The sequence below is a fragment of the Terrimonas ginsenosidimutans genome, assembly GCF_022012415.1.
Lineage (GTDB): Bacteria > Bacteroidota > Bacteroidia > Chitinophagales > Chitinophagaceae > Terrimonas_A > Terrimonas_A ginsenosidimutans.
Window position 1 is genome coordinate 12535 of sequence record NZ_JAKLTR010000024.1, and the last position, 20223, is coordinate 32757.

General features: G+C 45.1%; 22 protein-coding genes. 7 read left to right on the plus strand and 15 right to left on the minus strand.

Going from position 1 to position 20223, the window contains the following annotated elements; genetic code table 11:
* Positions 1-47 precede the first annotated feature (47 nt).
* Positions 48-299 (plus strand): hypothetical protein, encoded by a 252-nt coding sequence (locus LZZ85_RS25410; RefSeq protein ID WP_237876470.1) that lies wholly within the window; start codon positions 48-50, stop codon positions 297-299.
* 248 nt (positions 300-547) lie between these two features.
* Here LZZ85_RS25410 and LZZ85_RS25415 read toward each other — a convergent pair whose 3' ends face one another.
* Positions 548-952, minus strand: a complete 405-nt coding sequence (locus LZZ85_RS25415) for a hypothetical protein (protein WP_237876471.1) — start codon at positions 950-952, stop codon at positions 548-550.
* A gap of 699 nt (positions 953-1651) precedes the next feature.
* Here LZZ85_RS25415 and LZZ85_RS25420 point away from each other — a divergent pair.
* Positions 1652-2221: a DsbA family protein gene (locus LZZ85_RS25420; protein ID WP_237876472.1), complete on the plus strand. Its 570-nt coding sequence runs from the start codon at positions 1652-1654 to the stop codon at positions 2219-2221.
* 169 nt (positions 2222-2390) lie between these two features.
* Here LZZ85_RS25420 and rbp read toward each other — a convergent pair whose 3' ends face one another.
* Positions 2391-2678: an RNA-binding regulator gene (gene rbp / locus LZZ85_RS25425; protein WP_237876474.1), complete on the minus strand. Its 288-nt coding sequence runs from the start codon at positions 2676-2678 to the stop codon at positions 2391-2393.
* Positions 2679-2859: 181 nt separating this feature from the next.
* Here rbp and LZZ85_RS25430 point away from each other — a divergent pair, with 181 nt between their 5' ends.
* Positions 2860-3396 carry a DinB family protein gene (locus LZZ85_RS25430; protein ID WP_237876475.1) on the plus strand — a complete coding sequence of 179 codons (537 nt, stop codon included), beginning with the start codon at positions 2860-2862 and terminating at the stop codon, positions 3394-3396.
* Here LZZ85_RS25430 and LZZ85_RS25435 read toward each other — a convergent pair whose 3' ends face one another.
* The gene (locus LZZ85_RS25435; protein WP_237876476.1) at positions 3397-3687 is read right to left on the minus strand and encodes a YciI family protein; all 291 of its coding nucleotides are present in this window, start codon (positions 3685-3687) and stop codon (positions 3397-3399) included.
* A 94-nt stretch (positions 3688-3781) separates the two neighbouring features.
* On the opposite strand from LZZ85_RS25435, the gene LZZ85_RS25440 reads away from it, so the two are divergent.
* A complete protein-coding gene (locus LZZ85_RS25440; RefSeq protein WP_237876477.1) occupies positions 3782-4306 on the plus strand; it encodes a YdeI/OmpD-associated family protein in 525 nt (174 codons plus the stop codon).
* 124 nt (positions 4307-4430) lie between these two features.
* Here LZZ85_RS25440 and LZZ85_RS25445 read toward each other — a convergent pair whose 3' ends face one another.
* The gene (locus LZZ85_RS25445) at positions 4431-5789 is read right to left on the minus strand and encodes a glycosyltransferase (protein WP_237876479.1); all 1359 of its coding nucleotides are present in this window, start codon (positions 5787-5789) and stop codon (positions 4431-4433) included.
* Between the two features lie 311 nt (positions 5790-6100).
* Here LZZ85_RS25445 and LZZ85_RS25450 point away from each other — a divergent pair, with 311 nt between their 5' ends.
* Complete coding sequence (locus LZZ85_RS25450) at positions 6101-7480, plus strand: UDP-N-acetylmuramate--L-alanine ligase (protein ID WP_237876480.1); 1380 nt, start codon at positions 6101-6103, stop codon at positions 7478-7480.
* 7 nt (positions 7481-7487) lie between these two features.
* On the opposite strand, the gene LZZ85_RS25455 is transcribed toward LZZ85_RS25450, so the two are convergent.
* A complete protein-coding gene (locus LZZ85_RS25455; protein ID WP_237876481.1) occupies positions 7488-7946 on the minus strand; it encodes a hypothetical protein in 459 nt (152 codons plus the stop codon).
* Between the two features lie 181 nt (positions 7947-8127).
* Here LZZ85_RS25455 and LZZ85_RS25460 point away from each other — a divergent pair, with 181 nt between their 5' ends.
* Entirely contained in the window at positions 8128-8607 is a 480-nt protein-coding gene (locus LZZ85_RS25460) for a nucleoside deaminase (protein WP_237876482.1), read from the plus strand.
* A gap of 158 nt (positions 8608-8765) precedes the next feature.
* Here LZZ85_RS25460 and LZZ85_RS25465 read toward each other — a convergent pair whose 3' ends face one another.
* Positions 8766-9125 carry a hypothetical protein gene (locus LZZ85_RS25465; RefSeq protein WP_237876484.1) on the minus strand — a complete coding sequence of 120 codons (360 nt, stop codon included), beginning with the start codon at positions 9123-9125 and terminating at the stop codon, positions 8766-8768.
* 6 nt (positions 9126-9131) lie between these two features.
* Entirely contained in the window at positions 9132-9704 is a 573-nt protein-coding gene (locus LZZ85_RS25470) for an RNA polymerase sigma factor (protein WP_237876485.1), read from the minus strand.
* Positions 9705-9900: 196 nt separating this feature from the next.
* Here LZZ85_RS25470 and LZZ85_RS25475 point away from each other — a divergent pair, with 196 nt between their 5' ends.
* Positions 9901-10674, plus strand: coding sequence for a C40 family peptidase (locus LZZ85_RS25475; RefSeq protein WP_237876487.1), 774 nt, complete (start codon positions 9901-9903; stop codon positions 10672-10674).
* On the opposite strand, the gene LZZ85_RS25480 is transcribed toward LZZ85_RS25475, so the two are convergent.
* From LZZ85_RS25480 to rpe, 8 genes are all read right to left on the minus strand, one after another.
* Positions 10648-11286 carry a hypothetical protein gene (locus LZZ85_RS25480; protein WP_237876488.1) on the minus strand — a complete coding sequence of 213 codons (639 nt, stop codon included), beginning with the start codon at positions 11284-11286 and terminating at the stop codon, positions 10648-10650. The two genes, LZZ85_RS25475 and LZZ85_RS25480, sit on opposite strands and share 27 nt — an antisense overlap.
* Before the next feature lie 160 nt (positions 11287-11446).
* Positions 11447-11992: an inorganic diphosphatase gene (locus LZZ85_RS25485; protein WP_237876489.1), complete on the minus strand. Its 546-nt coding sequence runs from the start codon at positions 11990-11992 to the stop codon at positions 11447-11449.
* A gap of 315 nt (positions 11993-12307) precedes the next feature.
* A complete protein-coding gene (locus LZZ85_RS25490) occupies positions 12308-12742 on the minus strand; it encodes a nuclear transport factor 2 family protein (RefSeq protein WP_237876490.1) in 435 nt (144 codons plus the stop codon).
* A 229-nt stretch (positions 12743-12971) separates the two neighbouring features.
* Positions 12972-13532: a nuclear transport factor 2 family protein gene (locus LZZ85_RS25495; protein ID WP_237876492.1), complete on the minus strand. Its 561-nt coding sequence runs from the start codon at positions 13530-13532 to the stop codon at positions 12972-12974.
* 85 nt (positions 13533-13617) lie between these two features.
* Positions 13618-14232: a YiiX/YebB-like N1pC/P60 family cysteine hydrolase gene (locus tag LZZ85_RS25500; RefSeq protein WP_237876493.1), complete on the minus strand. Its 615-nt coding sequence runs from the start codon at positions 14230-14232 to the stop codon at positions 13618-13620.
* Between the two features lie 62 nt (positions 14233-14294).
* Positions 14295-15275, minus strand: coding sequence for a PhoH family protein (locus tag LZZ85_RS25505; protein ID WP_237876494.1), 981 nt, complete (start codon positions 15273-15275; stop codon positions 14295-14297).
* Between the two features lie 1674 nt (positions 15276-16949).
* On the minus strand, positions 16950-19469 hold the full coding sequence (locus LZZ85_RS25510) for a TonB-dependent receptor (protein ID WP_237876495.1): 2520 nt from the start codon (positions 19467-19469) through the stop codon (positions 16950-16952).
* A gap of 31 nt (positions 19470-19500) precedes the next feature.
* Positions 19501-20151, minus strand: coding sequence for a ribulose-phosphate 3-epimerase (gene rpe / locus LZZ85_RS25515; RefSeq protein ID WP_237876496.1), 651 nt, complete (start codon positions 20149-20151; stop codon positions 19501-19503).
* Positions 20152-20223: the final 72 nt, after the last annotated feature.

Genomic DNA, 20223 nt, shown 5'->3' on the forward strand with positions numbered 1-20223 from the left:
TGATAAGTAAATGATCAACGAACGCTTTTTTCCAATATTTTTAAAATATGCTAGACCACTACCACCTTCTTCAAACGATCTATTCTATCGTAAAGGAAGATCCGCAGCCGGAAAAATATGCCTGCCGGCCGCGGGAACTGATCCTGCGTCAGTTCCAGGACTGGTCATTTATCAGCCAGCAACTGAACCTGCTTGAAACAGAAGAGTTGATCATCACAGAACAACATGACACTCTTATCATACGCATTACACCTCTCGGAATGGAAATGGCGAGAGGGCGGGAAGTGGTTGATCGTTAACCGTTGTCCGTTGACCGTTGTCCGTTGACCGGAATTCGAGTGAGGTGGAATAGAATTGCATCTTCGGGTACAAATTAAAAGCGTGGGGCTACCGTTGATAAACGATAGCCCCACGCTTTTAATTTGTGTCGGTCAACGGTCAACGGTCAACGGTCAACGGTCAACGGTTCACCGCTTCCTCCTGAAACGAAACATGCTCCAGCAAATGCCAGAGCATGTATTCATTGGGAATATTATCGGACAGTGGCTTACTTAACCTTGTTAACTACTACGTCCTGGATCAGGCGAGAGTTCTTGCTGATTGAGTATACTACTGGTTTACCAGCTTTCTTATCAGTGATCTCGAAAGTAACATCAACATCACCAAGCTCTTCAGTGTTCAGCATGAACTTTTTAGAGATGCTTGTTCCTTTTACATGGTCTTTGTAGAGAACATTGTTGAACTCGTCGCGAACAACGATTGTGTATTCGTTCTCAACTGTGCCATTGTAGCTCAGGTGGAATACTGGTTGATTTTTCAGGTTGCCGATGAATTTCAGCTCAAGACCTGAAGGATTTGTTTCGTTTGCAGAAGCTGCGTTAGCAAATACCAGGGTCAAACTAAGAACCAGGGCAACAGCAGCGATACGGGTGTTAAATAATACAGTTTTCATGACTTTACTTTTAGGTTTATTTATAATATTATGCTATACAAAGTTTGTGGGGCAATCGAAGCAAGTAGACCGAGGGGCAAGCTTCCTGGTGATGTTTGACCGGCTACTGATGAACCGGTGTATTTTTCTCTCTTGCTGACACAAAATTACGTCTGCGATTTTCGTGTTGCAAACCATAATATGTCTGTTTTCGGAATGCTAAAGGATCGCGTCATCCTCTGAAACCCTTGCCAGCAAAGGGTTTTAACATAAAAAAAACGCTATGCCCAACACATATTTTTAATTAAATAATTCTTCAGAAAAATCATTTCCAACTGAAATAGTGGGGTAATTACCTGTAAGATCGATGGAAACTTACTCGCAGCTGGCACAAAAATGGTGATAAACGTCCTGGAATTTCAAAAACCATCTATTATTGCGGCAGTAATTTGTTTTGCGGCGCGGTATAATACAATAAGGAGTAAAAATATCTTCTCCAAAACTTTTTTTCTCAGAAGGGCTTATAAAAAGCTGATTAACAGCCAAAAAATGACCTTTTTGAAAATTAGCTTTTTTGGGCATATGTAGGGGATCAAAAAGTACTACCTTCAGCCGCAACGAGGTTGATCAGAATTAACTCAACCAAAACATAAGGAGATTGTTATATACATGACGCCCGGCCGATAGAACGGACAAAAGTCAAAAAGGAGAGATACTAATATGGCATTTAAAAAAGAGATCGAGGAGATCATTGAACCGAAGGACATTTTTGTAGGACAAAAGGACGCCCCTGTAACCCTAATGGAGTTTGGCGAATACGAAAATGAGGATTGCGCAAAAGCCAATGAAGTAGTTAAGCAATTGCTGGAAGAATATGAAGGAAAGATCCGCTTTAACTTCCGCCACTTCCCACTAACCCGTGTACATCAGCGCAGCCTGAAAGCTGGCGAAGCTGCCGTAGCGGCAGCCCAGGAAGGTAAATTCTGGGAAATGCACAACGTATTGTTCAGCAACCGCCGCAGCCTGGGTACAACCAGCCTTAAGCTCCACTCTAAAGAAGCCGGAGTAAAAAGCAAAAAGTTCCTGGACGATCTTGTGAATGGTGTGTTTGGCTGGCAGGTACAGGATGACCTTAAGGAAGGCCTGGATCGCGGAGTAAAAGAATTACCCGCATTCTTTATCAACGATGAACCATTAGTTGGTAAACCAACTTATGCAAATCTCAGTGCGGCAATTGAGCAGGCCCTGAAAAAAGGCAAAAAGAAAGCCCCTGCGAAACAAAGAGCGTAGTAAAGTAAAGATTCAAAAGTAAAAATAAAAAGACCTGCGAAAAGGTAATGAATTTCGCAGAATGAGAGTTTTTGACTTTTTACTTTTGAATTTTACTTCGGTTACAACGATAAATAAGAAAGGCCCGCATTTGCGGGCCTTTCTTATTTATCGTTGTAACCGTGGGATATTACCAACGGCTCTTAGAAAAAGAAGGTTTGTTGTTGCTTCTTTCTTCACGAGGTTTTGCGATCATTACTTTGATAGCGCGACCTTCTACGATTCCACCGTCCAGTTCAGCAATTGCTTTTTGAGCAGCAGCGTCATCAGGCATTTCCACGAAACCGAAACCTTTGCTACGGTTAGTGAATTTGTCCATGATAACTTTTGCAGAAGAAACTTCACCATATTCAGTAAAGAACTCTCTGAGATCTTCGTCTTGTACGGCGAAGCTTAAATTTGAAACGTAAATGTTCATCTTGAAAATGAAATAATTAATAAAAAATTCTTGAGAATAACGCAACGTAAAGAAGACTAACTATTAGCAGAGTGCTTAGCAGAAAAAATCGTTCAATTACAAATACTTGCTGTTCGCTCAAATTGACAGGCAAATATACAACAAAAAACTCACAAAACCCGGTTGATGTATCTTTAACATTATGATAAAGCAAAATGAAGCCGAATACTGGCAGTTAGGTCCCGTTGATGGGATCCCAATATTACTTCAACCTGTCGCACACGCGCTCCTGCAGGCACGCAAAGAAGTGAAAGAGATCATGACTGGTTTTCCCGACCAACTTCTCTGGAAACGCCCTGCAGGACTCGCTTCCGTCGGATTTCACCTCCACCATCTTTCAGGAGTGCTGGATCGACTGTTCACTTATGCCAGGGCTTTACCTCTTACTGATGAACAATTGCACTACTTAAAAAATGAGGGAAAAGATGATATTAGAAATGGATTAATGCTGCAACTTGTTGATCATTTTTCTGAAACCGTTACAGCCGCATTGGCTCAACTCACCCTAACTCCGGAAAATACACTTACTGAACCACGCGGTATCGGCCGTAAACAAATACCCACCACCGTGCTCGGCTTATTGTTTCACGCAGCTGAACATACGCAACGGCATGTCGGGCAGTTACTCGTAACTGCAACAATAGTTAAGCATCAATGCGCTTCTTCGCCACACGAATGATCAAACATCAGCTACCTTAAAAGGTTTGACCTCTATCTGTTGCCACACCTGGCCAAGTATATACGGCTCTTCAGCCATCCATGCTTTCAATGCTGCATCTGATTCAAACTGGACCACCATCATGGAGCCTTTCATTTTGCCGGCATCATCCAGGATGGCACCTCCCAGCACAAAATTGCCGGACGCTTTCAATGCTTTCGCTTTTTCAAAATGCAGGGGCCTGACGGACATACGCCTTTCCAATGCCGACTCGTCAGTACCATCCATCCCGGTAATTAGATACTGTTTCATGATTATTTAGATTTTCTTGTTTAGATTACAAGGTAAGCTGTCTGCCGGAGCTCAGACTCAGATCACAGACATTAAACTTATAAACTTCTTGCTAATGGGAAAAATAGAGTTTAAGGCGACCCTTCATAAGTTTGATGAAAAGGGGGATAAGACCGGTTGGACTTATATTGAGATTCCTGCCGGGCTTGCGGACAAGTTAAAGCCCGGGACAAAGAAAGGATTTCGTGTAAAAGGACAATTGGATCAACATAAGATCTCCATGGTATCGATCATTCCCATGGGAGGAGGCGCTTTCATTCTGCCTTTTAACGCAGCTATGCGAAAAGGTACAGGCAAAAAACATGGTGCCATGCTAACGGTCAGGCTGGAAGAAGACAAAAAGCCTTTTCAATTCAATAAGGACTTTCTCGAATGCCTGGCTGACGAGCCATCCGCGCAAACTTTTTTTAATACGCTTACGGGCTCCGTTCAACGATATTTCAGCAAATGGGTTGATGAAGCAAAAACAGATCAGACCCGCGCCAAACGCATTGCACAGGCAGTTAATGCACTAAGCCGCAGTACCAGCTTCTCTGAAATGGTCAGAAACCTTAAAGAAGAGAAAAAGAAATTTCAGTGAAGAAAGAACCTCTCAAAATACTCCACCGCAGGGCCGGAAGAGATGTTTTGAGAGGTTTCGTTTTCTTGATCCTGTTAAGGAGTATGAGTCGTTAATAAGGGCCGCCGGATCAGTTTTTTTAAAATTACACTATTGCAGCCAGTTCAGGAAAGAGCTCATCCTGTTCAACCTGCTGCTGTAAAAGCCTGGACGCATAATAAGCACAAAGTTTATTCGGGTTATATGTTGCAAACTCTTTCGCGAGTTTATTTAAGTTCTCCTTATACGCGCTGTTGCCAAGTAATTTCGTTACGGCTTTTTTTATCTCACTTGCGGTGGGATTCTCTTTCCTTAGGTTGATCCCCAACTTGAAATACCCGACACGTGCATTGATCTCGTTCTTTCCTTCATGTACGCCTGCAACGATCATTGGCACTTTGTTTTCTATACCCAGCATCACGCCGCCATACCCGCCATTGGTGATGTAGGCATCCGCATAAGGCATGATCTCTGAGAAAGGAATAAAGTCGGCAATGATGATATTCTTCTGTGGAAATCTGCTTTGCAGTTCAGCCGTGCCGCTTCCTCCTGTTGTTGCTATAACAAGTATATCAGTATCCTTCAAGGCTTCAAGTGTTGGAACAATGATCTTTTCGATATTTTTTTCAACCGTGCCCTGGGTTACGATCACCATTTTTTTATACTCCGTCAATCGTTTGTCAAACCACGATTGTAATGTTCTTTTTGATGAAAAAGGTAGCAATGCTCCCGCAAAACGAATATTGCTGCTAAGGTCGCTTCTATAATATTCAAACCCCGGCGTGCCGCTTTGAAGAAATAATGTTGTTTTCTTTGGTAAAAGATCAAATACGGTCTCCCTGTTGTGCGGTATGTCATACTTATCAAGGATTTCATGCAATACCTGGTTGGGCCGCTTGAATAAGATCTTATCGGAGATCTTTCTTAGTAAAGCCTGTTTGATCTTTCCTATTAGTGAATAGGACGGAGTCATACCAAGTCCAGAAGGAGGAAGATCTTTCGAAGTCTCAGTCAATGGCAGCACACCAATGCCGATCACCGGTATTTTCATCAGGTCTTTTACAAAAGGAACTCCTGTAAATGCACAATCCGCGATCAGCAGGTCGAATGCAAAGCTGGTGCTGTATAGTTGCAGCAGATCTGCATAATATTCCGGACCGCGAAGAATGAAAATGTTCGTAATGTCAAAACGCAGTTTTGCAATCATTCCGTTGATCTTTTCCCTTTCAGGAAATGCATTATCAACATCCGAAATATCCATGGCTGCTTTCATCGGAACATGCGGTATCCCCATTTGCTTTAGCCTGGGTGCATATTTCTCAGACGTATACCATCTCACATCGCAGCCAAGATCCTGGAGATAAACCGCAAGACCCGTCAATGGGTTGAAGTGTCCGTCCGCTGGAAAATTGGCAAAAAGAATTTTCTTTCCGGCCAGGTGCCTGATCAACTCGGTATTGTTCATCGTTACAGATTTTAATTGTAAAACACGAAGTCAGAAGCAATATTACACCGGCTATGAACCGCGGGAAATACAAGACTGTACCAGCTGTCAGGCCCACAGCTTCAAATGTGTCGTGAGGGAAATGAAGTGGCGCGCAGCGCTGGGGAAGGGCTGCGGAACAGATGGCAGACAACAGGCCAGTGTGATGAAATTAACCACAGAAGGGAAAGAGCATCGCCTGTAGTTTAGAACTGCCCCGGGTTCTTCCGATCGTCTGCGGTCAGTGGCCTAAGCCCTCTTCCCCCTTCGCCCATTTTTCCCCATATTTGCAAATGATTTCTTCTATCCATGATTTCCGTAAGCCGTTCTTTATCGGCGTAGCAGGCGCAGGCATGAGTGCAATTGCGCAATATTTACAGGGAAGCGGCAAAGCTGTATCTGGCAGCGACCGTTTTTTTAAGCCGGGCGAATTCAACGAAACAAGACAGAAGCTGGAAGCCGAAGGAATTGCCTGTTTTGAACAGGATGGTTCGGGTATTACTCCGGAAACAGATCTCGTAGTAGTTTCAACAGCCGTTGAAGATACCGTCCCTGAAGTGCAAAAGGCAAAGCAACTTAATATACCGATCATCAAACGTTCTGAACTGCTTGCACTGATAGCCGCCAGTAAAAAAACGATTGCAGTAGGCGGCACGAGTGGCAAAAGCACTACCAGCGCGATGTTGTTTGATATCCTGGAACATGCAGGTCTTAAGCCCGGTATTATCAGCGGAGCCGGACTGGTAAGCCTGATCAAAAAAGGACTTATTGGCAATGCCCGGGTAGGTGAGTCTGAGTGGCTGGTGATCGAAGCGGATGAAAGTGACGGATCGATCGTTCAATACAAACCGGAAATAGGATTACTGTTGAATATCGATAAAGACCATAAAGAGATCGAGGTATTGATGGATGTGTTCGCCACGTTTAAAGCCAACAGTCAGCGGTTCGTGGTAAATCGTTCTCATCCGCTCGCGATGCGGTTATCTTCCGATATAAAAAATGATTTCTCCCTGCAGCCCGATCATCCCGCCGGATATACGGCCTCCAATTTCACGCAGGATGGGTTGACGATCGGATTCAGCGTAAATAATGAAACTGACTTTCATCTAAACCTTTTAGGCCGTCATAACATGGAGAATGCGCTGGCCGCAATAGCAGTCGCTGCGCAAATTGGTGTGCCGCTGAAAGTAAGTGCTGAGGCGTTGAAAAAGTATGAAGGTATTTATCGCCGCAACCAGGTATTGGGAAATAAGAACGGCGTTTGGGTGATTGATGATTTTGCTCATAATCCCGTGAAGTGTGCCGCAGCGATCTCTGCCTGTCAACCCGTGGCTCCGAAAGTGATCGCCTGGTTCCAGCCGCATGGTTATGGTCCGACCAAATTTCTGCGGAATGATTTTGTACAGGAGATCTCTGCCGTCCTTCGCGCATCTGATGAAATATGGATGAGCGAGATCTTTTATGCCGGAGGAACCGCGGTGAAAGATATCTCGGCCAATGACCTGATCGGCGATCTGCGGGCAGCTGGGAGCAATGCTTTTTTTATTGAAGACCGTAATGAGCTGTTGAACGCGATACGGTCCCATCTGACCCCTAACTGTGTATTACTGCTCATGGGCGCAAGGGATCCTTCACTCGAAAGTTTTGGAAAAGAAATTTGGGAGAACCTGTAGCAACGCTTTAGCGCTGCTGCAGGAGATACCAGCAAAGTGTCATCAGCAAACCATATTTAGCTTTATCCCACACCGGTTTGTGGCCAGATTGATTGCTGATCATATTTTCAGGCAGAGGGAATGCACACACTGCCAGCGGGCTTTCCTTAGATTCCTGATAGATCGTAACAGCCTGATCGCGCTGGCTGTCTATATTGTAAAAGAAACGCTCTTCGTCGAGTTCAATAAAGTTCCTGTTATTTTCAGAACGGGCATGTCCCATACGGATGCCATATTCATTACACAGTACAGTCTTGTTCTTCAATAGTCCTTCCTGCCTGATCAGGAAAACGCGCCGTTCCTCGGCAAACTCAACACGGGCTGCGCTGGAGGCAGGGTGAAAAGCCAGCGTAACCAGCTTTTTGCCATTGTTCCATAAAGCAAAAACAGATTCTTCAATCGTTGAGGTAACAGTTTCCCATTTCATAAATGCAGGGTTTTAAGGTTAGCAATGACGCGGAAAAAGTACAACGCTTAGATGAGATGGATGGCTGATAACTTAAAATTAATGTTAACTTCATATTCGGCGCTTTGCCGTGAACAAACTGTGGACAAGTGGCCTGTAATCCACAGCTTTATGTGATATTTGCAGGGTCAATGGTACGATTATGCTTACATCTGATGAAAAAGGCTTCCTGGAGCGGGCGATCGCTTTATCCCGGCAGGGGATGGTAGAAGGAAATGGCGGTCCTTTCGGCTGCGTTATCGTAAAGGATAATGAGGTCGTGGGAGAGGGATATAATATGGTGACTTCTAGAAACGACCCAACGGCTCATGCGGAAGTAGTGGCTATCCGTAATGCCTGCGCCAACCTCAACACTCACCAGCTTACAGGTTGCGATGTTTATACAAGTTGCGAACCCTGCCCGATGTGCCTTGGCGCTATTTACTGGGCTCGTCCTTCCCGCGTGATCTACGCGAACACACGCGAAGATGCAGCACTGATCGAATTTGATGACGCATTTATTTACAATGAGATTAATGCACTGATGGAGGACCGTCGGATCCCGTTCCAGCATGAGCCACATCCAATGGCGAAAGAGGTCTTTCAGCAGTGGGGAGAGTGGGTAGGCAAGAAGCGCTATTAGGCCGGTTTTTTTTAGATGAATGGGAAGTATCCTTGCACTCGCAATGATCTCTTTGTTCCGAAAGTTTTTCCTTACCAGGACACTTGTCTGAACAGGATCTAAGGCACCCGGGTATGATAGACTATTTCAATACTTTCAGAAACCCGAGATATCCCTGTTTATTTTGCTGCTTTTGACACAACGATATAACTGATAATAATAAGCAGGATAATGATCACCACCGAGATAACGATCCACGATTGATCAGGAAGCTTCAGCTTATCGCGGCGTTGTTTCTTTCTTTCCGTTTTCTTTTTCAGGTCACGGTTGAGCATTTCAACCATATGACTCACCTGGCGTTTATCAGAAAATTCCTGAAGGCCGTCCAGCGCGTCAGCGGCAAATTCATTTTCCGCCAGGATCTTTTCTACTTCATGCTTTTTTTCTGCGGATAGTTTGTCCTGCAGATACAGCATTAATGTCTCCTGGTCGATCTCAGTTGATAAATTAGATAATATGTCTTTCAGGTTTTCCTGCATGACGCTTTATGAGGCCTTTAATTTTTTTTCGATCAGTATTTTCAGATTTCTTTTCCCGTTTTGTATATGGCTTTTTACCTGCATCATTGTGTAGCCGGTTTCGTCGCTTATTTCCTGGTAGCTTTTTTTCTGCAGGTAGAACAAAGTTACACATTGCTGCTGCTCACTGTTCAATTCCTTCAGAGAGTCTTCCATCAGTTCCAGCGTATGATCTTCCTGGCTCATCCGCTGCAGATCAGTGTCTTCGCCAGGGGTTGCAAGCAGGCGTTCGGTCAGCTCTGCGGGGATCTTACCCTGCCGGTCACGCAACTTCATCAGACAGTGGTTTTTTGCCACCATGTAAAGCCATGATTTGAAATAGGAAACTTTGTACTTTCCCAGTTCCTGTATCACTTTCAGAAATATTTGCTGAACACTGTCTTTGGCTTCCTCCTCATTTTTGAGATACTTCATGCATACACCCAGCAACAGCAGTGTATAGCGCTGAAGAAGGATCCCCAACCATTCATTATTATGGTCGCGTTCAAACCGCTCGAGCAGCTCCTGGTCCGTGATATGGTCAAATTTTTCAGCCTTCACAAACGAAAAATAGGTAATTTGATTTTGGGGTCAAAGTCAAAATCAAAAGTAAAAATTAAAAAGTGAAAAATACAGCCGAAAGATCGATGGCTGTTATTAACAGAGCTCTTTTGATTTTTTGTCTGACTGCATATATGATGCAGAGAGGAAACAATTTCATAATATTCACGGGAAATCATTTTAATATTTTCGCGCTATGGATTATGCGATCATAAAGGTGCCGGCCGCACCTGTCAGAAGGAAGGCGAGGCATCAGGGAGAAATGACCAATCAGTTGTTGTTTGGTGATACAGTAAAAGTGTTGAAGAAAAAAGGTGATAAATGGCTCAAGGTTCGAAACCTCTCAGACGGATATGAAGGGTGGGTTACACGTACCCATGTAGCTGAAGTGCCTGAAAAGGAAGCAAAAGCCGGAAGTGTAGCTCCGTTCGTAACCGGTGAGCTGATCAACACGATCACCATCAACCAGGTGCCTGTACACATTCCGATCGGTGCGACGCTCCCTGCCTGGGATGGCGCGCGGGGAAAGATCAATGGACTGGTATACCAGTTCGATGGCAAAGCTGTAAAACGTTACGGCGCTACTCCGGATGCTTCCCTTATAAAATCCACTGTTGCCCCATGGTTGAACGCTCCATATATGTGGGGAGGTAAGACCATCTTTGGTGTGGATTGCAGCGGGTTTGTGCAGCTTAACTTCAAGATGATGGGGGTTGACCTTTCGCGTGACGCATGGCAGCAGGCACAGGAAGGCAAGATCGTAGATAAGATCAAAGATGCTGTTTGCGGTGATCTCGCTTTTTTTGATGATCACGATGAGATCGTGCACGTAGGTTTGCTCTTGAGCAATGATACGATCATGCATGCCTCAGGGAAAGTGCGGATCGATCAGATCGATAAAAAAGGGATCATTAATACAGATACAGGCAAGCGAACTCATTCCTTAAGGGTTATAAAGAGGAGTTGGTAAAGAAGCGAAATTGTTGTTTGTTTTCAATCGTAAGGTCAGGTTCAGAACCGGCCGCTGTGTATTGTCTAACGTGCCCCAGGCAACAGTAAGCGGGGCCAGGCCATGCATGGCTACAAAATAATTATACGCGGCACCGACGATCTTTCCGCTCTCGTCTTTGAACTCAATGAAATCCGTATCAAAAAAACGCTTCCGGTATTTGCGGTAGATCTTTTCAAATTCGGCCTTTACCTCTTTTACCCCTTTCTCACTTTCTTCAGCGAATGCGGTCAGTTGATAAACAAGAATGGTATCTCCGGGAGGCATACTGTCTATATACTGCACAGGCGTTTCCTTCAGCATGATCTGAACTTTGCCAGGTTTGAAAAAGAAAGGATTGAACTGGCCGTAGAGGCCCTGGAACGAGAACAATGAACTGTCTGTACGGAGTTTGGTTTCTTTCACAGTGATGCCCTCATCTTTCAGCAGATGTTGCATAAATGCGCTGAACTGGCCGAGGAAAGGGTCTGAACGAAAATAACTGTGAGTAAACTCGACCAGCCCTTCGTACTGTGCGAAAGAGTTTGCAGATAAGCCAACTGATAACAGTAGAATGATGTAAAGTTTCTTCATTACAGGTTCCGGTTGTGGTTGATGCAGCAATTTAAGCTTTTTGCTTTCCGAACGGTATCATCCTCATCTGATTTTAACAAATGTGCTTAAAACAGGATCTGGCGTATGGAACCGCATTATGCGGGCCATACGCCAGATCATTGATAGAGGTGCCCGGCTATTATTTAGCAGGATAGTTCTCCTTGTAAAAATCAATCGCTTCCTGGATCACTTTATAGGCAGTTTCCTTATCCTGGAAATTGTCGATCTTCACTTCTTTATTCTCCAGTACTTTATATTGTTCAAAGAAGTTGCGTAACTCAAGCAGGTAATGTTGAGGAACATCTTCGATCGTGTTGTAATGGTTAACGGAAGGGTCGTTCGAAGCAACAGCAATGATCTTATCATCCAGTTCTCCATTATCGATCATCTGCATATTGCCGATCACCGTTGCTTCTACAAGGCAAAGCGAATGGATCGATTGAGAGCAGAGTACCAGGATATCCAGTGGATCGCCGTCTTTTCCGAGAGTCTGTGGAATAAATCCATAGTTCATCGGATAGTGGAAAGAAGAGTAGATCACACGGTCAAGCATCAAAAGACCGGATTCTTTATCTACTTCATATTTGGAGCGAGAGCCCTCCGGGATTTCGATCAGGGCAGTTACTTTTTGGGGCGCTTTGTTTCCATAGTTTACGCCGTGCCAGGGATGATTAACTGTGAGCATTGGTAAAGTTTAATGTTTCGCTTTTAAAAAATTAGCGGCTGGCAATCGTTAAAAAGTGCTGAGCTGTGACGGAATATTTACTGTCTGGCAGAAGTGTCCATCACTTCTCAGCATTTGGGTTATAGTTTACAACAGGCAAACCTGTTTTCCGTTTTTCTGAATATTCAACCAGGTATCTTGACACCCAGTACCATACGGTACTTGCTGGCGTCTTTGACGAGAGGACTCATTGTAAGTCTCTGAGAATAAGAGCAATTAAGTTTTTTTTCAGAAATAGGGCCTGTTGCTGACCGCATTGGGCGGCAGCATTTGACATCATGGCAAAGAATCCACCGGCATTGCTTCTAACCCTTGTTTGAAGATATATTTGAAATCTACCAGCCACTGACCGTTCTGGCTGATCACTTTCAACGAATCTTTTTTGTTCCTGAAAGAATTAGAATAATAGATCACGCTGGCAGAGTCATTGATCTGGCGGGTTTCGTGGATCCGGATAGACGCCTCTCTGTATTTGTTCTTTTCTTCCTTGGTCAGATTTCTGCTCATCCGCTCCATTAGGTGCAGATCCTGCAGATTCAACGAATCATTGACCATAAAAGTACCTGCTTTCTCAAAATCACCATTCAGCGCGGCCTGGATAAAGTTCCGGGCAGCATCGATCGCATTCTCTGATTTGATCTCCTCAGCGTTTTTACACGCCACAACGCCTGTCAGGCAAATGATCAGGGCGGCTAACAGATTTTTTTTCATTGGCTGCAAAGTAACGAAAAAGGTGGGGAAGGAGGAAGAGGGATTTTAGGCGTCATTCACCGTTCACCGTTGTTCGAATACCGTTCACCATTGTCCGAAGAAGCGGCTGAATCCGGAAGCTGGCGTATAAGATCATGAAAACCCTTCGTAATGAAGGGTTTTCATGATCTTATACGCCAGCTTCCGTCGTGTTTGCCGGTGAACGGACAACGGTGAACGGGCAACGATTTTAATCTTTCTTCAACGCCTTATTCAACGAATCCAATGCCTTTACACTTTCCTGCATTTTAGCACTGATAGAGTCTGGGTTTAATTGCTCCAGAGCCTGATTGAGAGAGTCTATATTAGCTTCCTGACCGTCTTCTTGCATTTTCTTGCCGGCCATTTCAGCCATAGAAGCTTTGTCGAAGGCTACTTTCCACGCACCATCTTCTTTTTTGAGGATGAATTCGCTTGTTTCGTTTTTCTTTTTGTCCGTTACAGGAACGATCGCTTTATCGCCATCGATACGTGTTTCGCCAAATGTCATATTCGCTTCATCGTATTTCATGTCTTCTTCCATTTCTTTCGACTTCATGTTCTCTGCTGTTTTCATAGCCATTTCCAGCATGCTCAACATGGATTCGCTTTCTTTGGTAGCAAATTTTCTTGCTCCTTTCAGGTCTTTATTTGACATGGCTTTAAAGAAACCGATCAGCGTTGCTTTAGGATCTGAGTTGCTTGGTCCGGATTTGCAGGCAACCATGGTAAGCATCAGGCCAGCGCAAATGGAAAAGACGATTTTTTTCATTTTTCGTGTTTTTGATTATTAGTGTGTAAATGTAGTCAAATCAGGATGATCTGTCAATAACCTTCATGTGGGGTGTTCATTATCTTCAATAAACGGCAGCAAAAACCTTTTTACAGGCAGGATGCGTGAACAGGTTATCTGGTGCGAGGTAATCCAGTCCGGGAATTTTAACGGGTATGAACATTGAATCGTTCTGAAAAGCCCGTTGAAACATTTTTGCCGTGAACTCACTGCAATACATCTTATCGTCAGTCGCCAGGTCGAATTTCATATCAAAAGTGATCTTCTCTGCAAATGCTGTTTTCGCCTCATTTATAAGCCTGCGTGTTTGGATGGTATCCATCCTGAAACGGAATACACCAAAACCCTTATTCGCTTCGGATGCTACAAACAGTTTCAAAGGTTCCCGCAGCAATGCCTGGTCCGGGTTGAATTCTCCTCCCAGCGCATGATAAACGAAAATGCTATCGTGTTCAATGCTGGCAATGCCGCAATGCGAATAAGTTTTATCTGTCTGGCAGAATTGCCGGAGACTGTTACTGGTAAAATCGTTGCCCGTCCGGGTGACCATGTCACCTGTCCTGATCACTGCGATGGCGGAGGCCAGTTGCGCTTTGTTATCTTTTGGTGTGGGCTGGAGAGCTGACTGCGTAATTGTTTCTTCTCTGGCAGGAGTTTTACACGCTATACAAAAAAGCAAGAGACAGCTGGTGAGCTGCCTCTTGCTTATACGAAACAGGTTAGTAAAAAGTAAAGGGGGCATTAGCGTTGCTGTGTTACCGGATTCTCTCTTTCATGTTCTTTGTTGTACGCACGGATGATATGTTTCACCAGTCTGTGACGTACCACATCTTCTTCATCCAGTTCGATATGAGCAATGCCGTCGATATTGCGGAGGATGCGTACGGCGGTCGAAAGTCCGCTTCGCTGATTCCTGGGCAGATCCACCTGCGTCATGTCTCCCGTGATGATAGCTTTTGCATTAGCGCCAATACGTGTAAGGAACATCTTCAGTTGAAGATCCGTCGCATTTTGTGCCTCATCAAGGATAATGAACGCGTTATCGAGGGTTCTTCCGCGCATATAGGCCAGCGGTGCGATCTCGATAGTGCGTGTGCTCATATAATAGCCGAGTTTATCAGCCGGTATCATGTCATCCAGCGCATCATATAGCGGCCGGAGATATGGATCGATCTTTTCTTTCAGGTCGCCTGGCAGAAAACCGAGGCTTTCGCCGGCTTCGACCGCAGGCCTTGTCAGGATGATCTTCTTGACCTGTTTGTTCTTTAAAGCCCTCACAGCAAGAGCTACCGCCGTGTAGGTTTTACCGGTACCTGCTGGTCCGATGGCGAAAACGACATCGTTCTTTTCAGCTTCCTGTACCATTTTCTTTTGATTGGCTGTACGCGCACGTACAGACTTTCCGTTTGGCCCGAATACAAGCACTTCATTGGGATGACGTTCTACAAAGTGGTCAACTGTTTCACCGTCATCGCCGCCCAGCACCTGCTCAAAGTAATTCTCTGTCATGTGCCCGTTCTTTTCGAGGTAAGACACGATCAGCGTGATCTTTTCCTTTGCATTTTCAATCTGCTCGGGAGAACCGCTTAGCTTGACCTGTGTACCGCGTGAAAGGATCTTGAGGAGAGGGAATTTCTTTTTTAGAATGTCCAGTTTGCCGTTGTTAACACCGAAGAACTCGATAGGGTTTACGGTTTCGAGGTTGATGATTGTTTCAGTCAATGCGGATTAATTTAATCTTAATACAAACCGGCGAGAGGTAATGGCCGGGTTCGTTTGCGTCTTCTGAAATTTGTTACAGAAGCTTTACCCCTCTTTCCAAATATAACTTGGAATCATAATCACTTCCTAAAGTTACTTATTCACAAATGTGAATTCTCTTTCAGGGATGTTAAAGTGTTTTTTGATTGCCGAAGAACTTTGTTTGTGTAACAATTTCAGGTATGAAAAGTTTGTGCCAGAGTATAGTGATTGGTGAAGGTGGGGTTTAAATTTTAGTGAAGGTTTCAATGCCGGAAGTCCGGCAGCCTTTTTGGGGAATGTTTTTGTTTCGACGGGGAGCGTCGAGGACTCCTTTTAGTTGTTTGCCGGGCGGGCAAAGGGCGCTTTTTTTCGAGGGTTGCCTTGAAGTGACCTTCTACTTTTTTTGCCGGCGGGCAAGGCTTTTTTTCGACGGGAGGTCGAAAGACTCCGTTTACTTTTTTTGCCTTGATGCAAAAAAAGTAACAAAAAAAAATCAAGGCTGGGAAAAAATGGCTAAAAATGGGAGGATGTCACCTGCACCCAAAAAAACTCGCCGGAGGAGTATGATGAATTGATTGGCGTGCTGGATCAGACAGTTTTTTGGCGCCTTCGCACACCTTCGGTGTGGCTCAGACGGTGCCAGCCTCCCATTTTCTTAACGCCATTTTTTCCAAGGCCGGGGGCGTTGAGAGAGGAGGATTCGGTTGCGAGGAAGATTTGTTGCATCCCAGTAATAGTATCATAGTTTGAAACTGGTAATCTTTCTATTTGACACATTTTTATAAGAGAAAAATAAGCCTGCGAGAACCGTGAGGCTACATTTATGAAAGGCCTTCTACCTGCTTTGAGCCGGGGGTGGCCTAGCGCAAATGGCGTTAAAAAAATTATGGGCGTAACCGACGAGCCGAAGGCGAGGGCGCTAAAATATTGTCTGAGCCAGCACGCCAATCAATTCGACATACTCCTCCGGCGAGTTTATTTTAGTGCCAGGTGCAGCCCATAATTTTTAGCCATTTGCGCGTAGCCTTGATCTTTTTTTGTTACTTTTTTTGCATCAAGGCAAAAAAAGTAAACAGAGTCTTCGAGGCAACCCCTCGAAAAAAAGCGCTCTTGCCCGTCCGGCAAAAAATGTAAGCAGAGTCTCCGAAACAAGGAAGATCGGTTGCGAGGAATATTCGTTGTATCTCAGTTACGCTATCACAAATTGACGTGTTGCTATTCCTGATAACAGAAAACAAAACTTGCTAGAACCGTGAGGCTGCATTTATGTAAAGGCATCCTGCCTGCTTTAAGAGCGGCGGCCTAGCGCGAATGGCGTTAAGAAAATTATGGGCGTAACCGACGAGCCGAAGGCGAGGGCGCTAAAATATTGTCTGAGCCAACACGCCAATCAACCCCAAACATTCTTCCGGCGAGTTTATCTTAGTGCCAGGTGCAGCCCATAATTTTTAGCCCCCGCATCGAGTGCGGGGCTGGCTATTTGCGCGTAGCCTTGATCTTTTTTTGTTACTTTTTTTTGCATCAAGGCAAAAAAAGTAAACGGAGTCTTCGAGGAATCCCTCGAAAAAAACGCCCTTGCCCGCTCGGCAAAAAAAGAGTCTTTCGACACTCCCGTCGAAGAAAAGCCCGCCGGGCTTCCCCGGCCCAGCAACATCACCATCTCGCTACAACCTTAAAGTTCACCAACCTCGGCGTCAGCCTCTGCGGCATCGCATATGTCGTATTTGAAAAATCCTTCACCAAAAGATAAGAGATCGTATTATCCCTGTCGATCAGGTTGAATACTTCCAGGCTTGCCCAGATATTATCAAAACCAAGAAAAGGGCTATGACTTCTTCTCCGGCTTTTATCCGCGTCGAGAAGAAGCGCACTGAAACCAATATCCACTCTGATATAGGCTGGTATCTCCAGCGCACTGCGGTATTGCACATTATTGGGAATACTGTACGGAAGATTCGTGCCATACAGCAGGTTAAGATACATCTTGAAATTCTTGTTGGTCGCCAGGTAATCCTGGAAGAACATGCCAAAGGTGATCCTTCTGTCAGTAGGGCGTCTTACCCAGCCTTTCTCAACCAGAACGCTGTCTACCGGTTGATTTTGTGCATCAAGCGTGTATTTCTTATATGTATCGCCGGTAATATCTTCTTTGGTGTTCATAAACCCAATGCTGATCCAGCTCTCCGCATCCTTTACCAGTTCTCCATAAAGGCGCATTTCGATGCCTGCCGCGTATGCTTTAGCGTTGTTTTCGCCAAAGTAACGTACCCGGACGTTGTCCATATCGTACGGCACCACATCCGTCATATGTTTGAAATAGGCTTCGGTAGTCCACCGCATCGGACGTCCGTAGCCGGTGAAATTGTAGTCAAATCCAAGCACACCCTGCCAGCTTTTCTGTGCTTTCAGTGCGGTGTTGATGCTGCCATCATACCGGCGAAGTTCCCGGTAAAATGGAGGCTGATGGTAAGCGCCTGCGGCAAAACGAAAGATGAAGTCTCGCTTCCAGTTGGGCTTCCAGCTGGCGCCGATCCTTGGTGAAACCAGCAGTTCTTTATTCAAAGAATTGTAGTTGAAACGGACGCCGGCAGTTAGAGTGTACGTGTTCAGAGAATCTCCCAGCACAATGTTATCCTGCAGATAGCCGGAGAATTTATCGATATCAAGATCCGCGACTGATTTAACTGATTTGGCCAATTGGAATGATGAAGGATTCAGCGGCAATGAATAACCGGCTGAATCCTGGTACTCCCATTCATTCAACCTGTCATTGATCTGCGTTCTGTCATACCCCGCACCCCATTGGAATGCATGTTTGCCCCGATCGAAATTTCCTTTATGTGAAAAATTCCAGTTGGTGATATTCAGTTTATTCCGGGAAAAATTCTGGAACACCCCTGCGCCAAGCGGGTTAACGATCATTCCAAATGTTGGCTGGCTCTGATCAAAATCGCGATCACCAAAAAGGTAAGCTCCGGTGATGTCAACATTCTCCTGCTCATCATTCTCAAATCTTGATACAAGCCATTTCAATCTCAGCTGCCGCGTAACCTGGTTGGTAAAAGCCAGGCCGGCCATATTGGTTTTGTACTGATCTTTTTCCTGTCCTTCAAAATAAATATCCAATCCGAGATTAGCGGTAAAGTAGGGGGAGAATACGGAACTGGTGAGTTGGGAAAATGCAGGGACCAGGGAAAATTTGGTCTGGGATAAGGTGCCGAATAACTCCGCCTGCCAGCGTTTGCTGAGCTGGTACTGGAACATCGCCTGCACATCTGCGGAAGATGGCACATAGTTGCCCTGTGTTTCCTGACGGCTCAGCAGATTTCTGTTGCTCCTGTTCCGCGCACCTATCAGGTAGCTGAACTTATCATTCCTGCTGGTGCCTTCCAGATGAAGACCTTGCTCAAGAATGCCCACGTAAGCTGAGCCACCAAAACGTTTTGGTTTTTTATACTGGATGTCCAGCACGCTGCTCATCTTATCTCCGTACTTCGCCTGGAATCCACCGGTATAAAAACTGATATTTCTAACCAGTTCGGGATTGATAAAACTCAAACCTTCCTGTTGTCCATTACGGACCAGGTAGGGACGGAACACTTCAAAGTCATTTACATAGATCAGGTTTTCGTCGAAGCTGCCACCGCGGACAGAGTACTGGGATGTGAGCTCGTTATTGGAACCAACAAATACCTTCAGTAAACTTTCCACACCTGTTGTAACCGAGGGCAGGTTGATGATCGTTTTTGGATTGGGGCGGATCAGACCGGCTTCACGGCGGTCACGCTGATCTGTCACCACCACCTCCTGCATCACACTTGCCGTTCTTTCAAGACGGAGAACGATGAACTCTTCTTCGTTCTCATTCAAGAGGAAGTTCTTTTGTTCCGTCCGGAACCCTGTGTAGCTGAACACCAGCGCAAATGCCCGGTCAGCCGGCACCTTTATCCGGAAATAGCCTGTGTCATTGGTGGTGATCCCCGATTGGTTTCCAAGTTGAGTAATGGAGACATGTGAAAGATAGTTCTCCTGTTCATCGATCACGCGGCCGGCAACAAATGCATATTTTTTCTGCGCGAAGCAGGAGAGCGATAGCAGTATAAAACTGATCGCTAAGGTCAGGAGCTTACAGGTATGCAAGGGTTTCAAAGATAGGAGAAGGCGCGCAGTCATGTTAAGGGTTTCGGTTCTCTATGGAAAAGCATTATCGTGCAGCCTTTAGCGCCGCGATCGTTGCTTTCGGATCTTTTGATTTGAAAACGGTGCTTCCTGCAACAAGTACATGTGCACCGGCCAGGATGATCTCCGCCGCATTTTGTTCAGTCACCCCACCATCGATCTCTATCAGCGTGGACAGGCCTCTTTCATCGATCATTTTCCGAAGCTGTCTGATCTTTTCGATTGTATGCGGAATAAAATGTTGTCCGCCAAAACCAGGGTTCACACTCATCATACATACCACATCGGTATCATGAAGTATATCACTCAGATCCGATACAGGAGTGTGCGGGTTGATCGCTACACCGGCTTTCATGCCCAGGGATCTGATCTGTTGCAGATTGCGGTGCAGATGAGGACAGGCTTCTATATGCACGGACAAATTATCGGCCCCTGCATTTTTGAACTGTTCCGCATACAATCCCGGTTCAAGGATCATCAGGTGGACGTCGCAGACCTTGGTGGTCGTTTTACGGATGAATTCAATGATCATCGGACCGTAACTGATATTTGGAACAAAGCGTCCATCCATCACATCAAGATGAAACCAATCCGCTTCACTTTCATTCAGCATCTTACATTCTTCTTCCAGCTTCAGGAAATTGGCCGCCAACAGTGAGGGTGCAACAATAGCCATGCGATAATTTTATTAGGTAAATATACGTAATGGAGGGGAGAGGCCGGGGGGTAAAAGGTTTAAAAGTTTAAA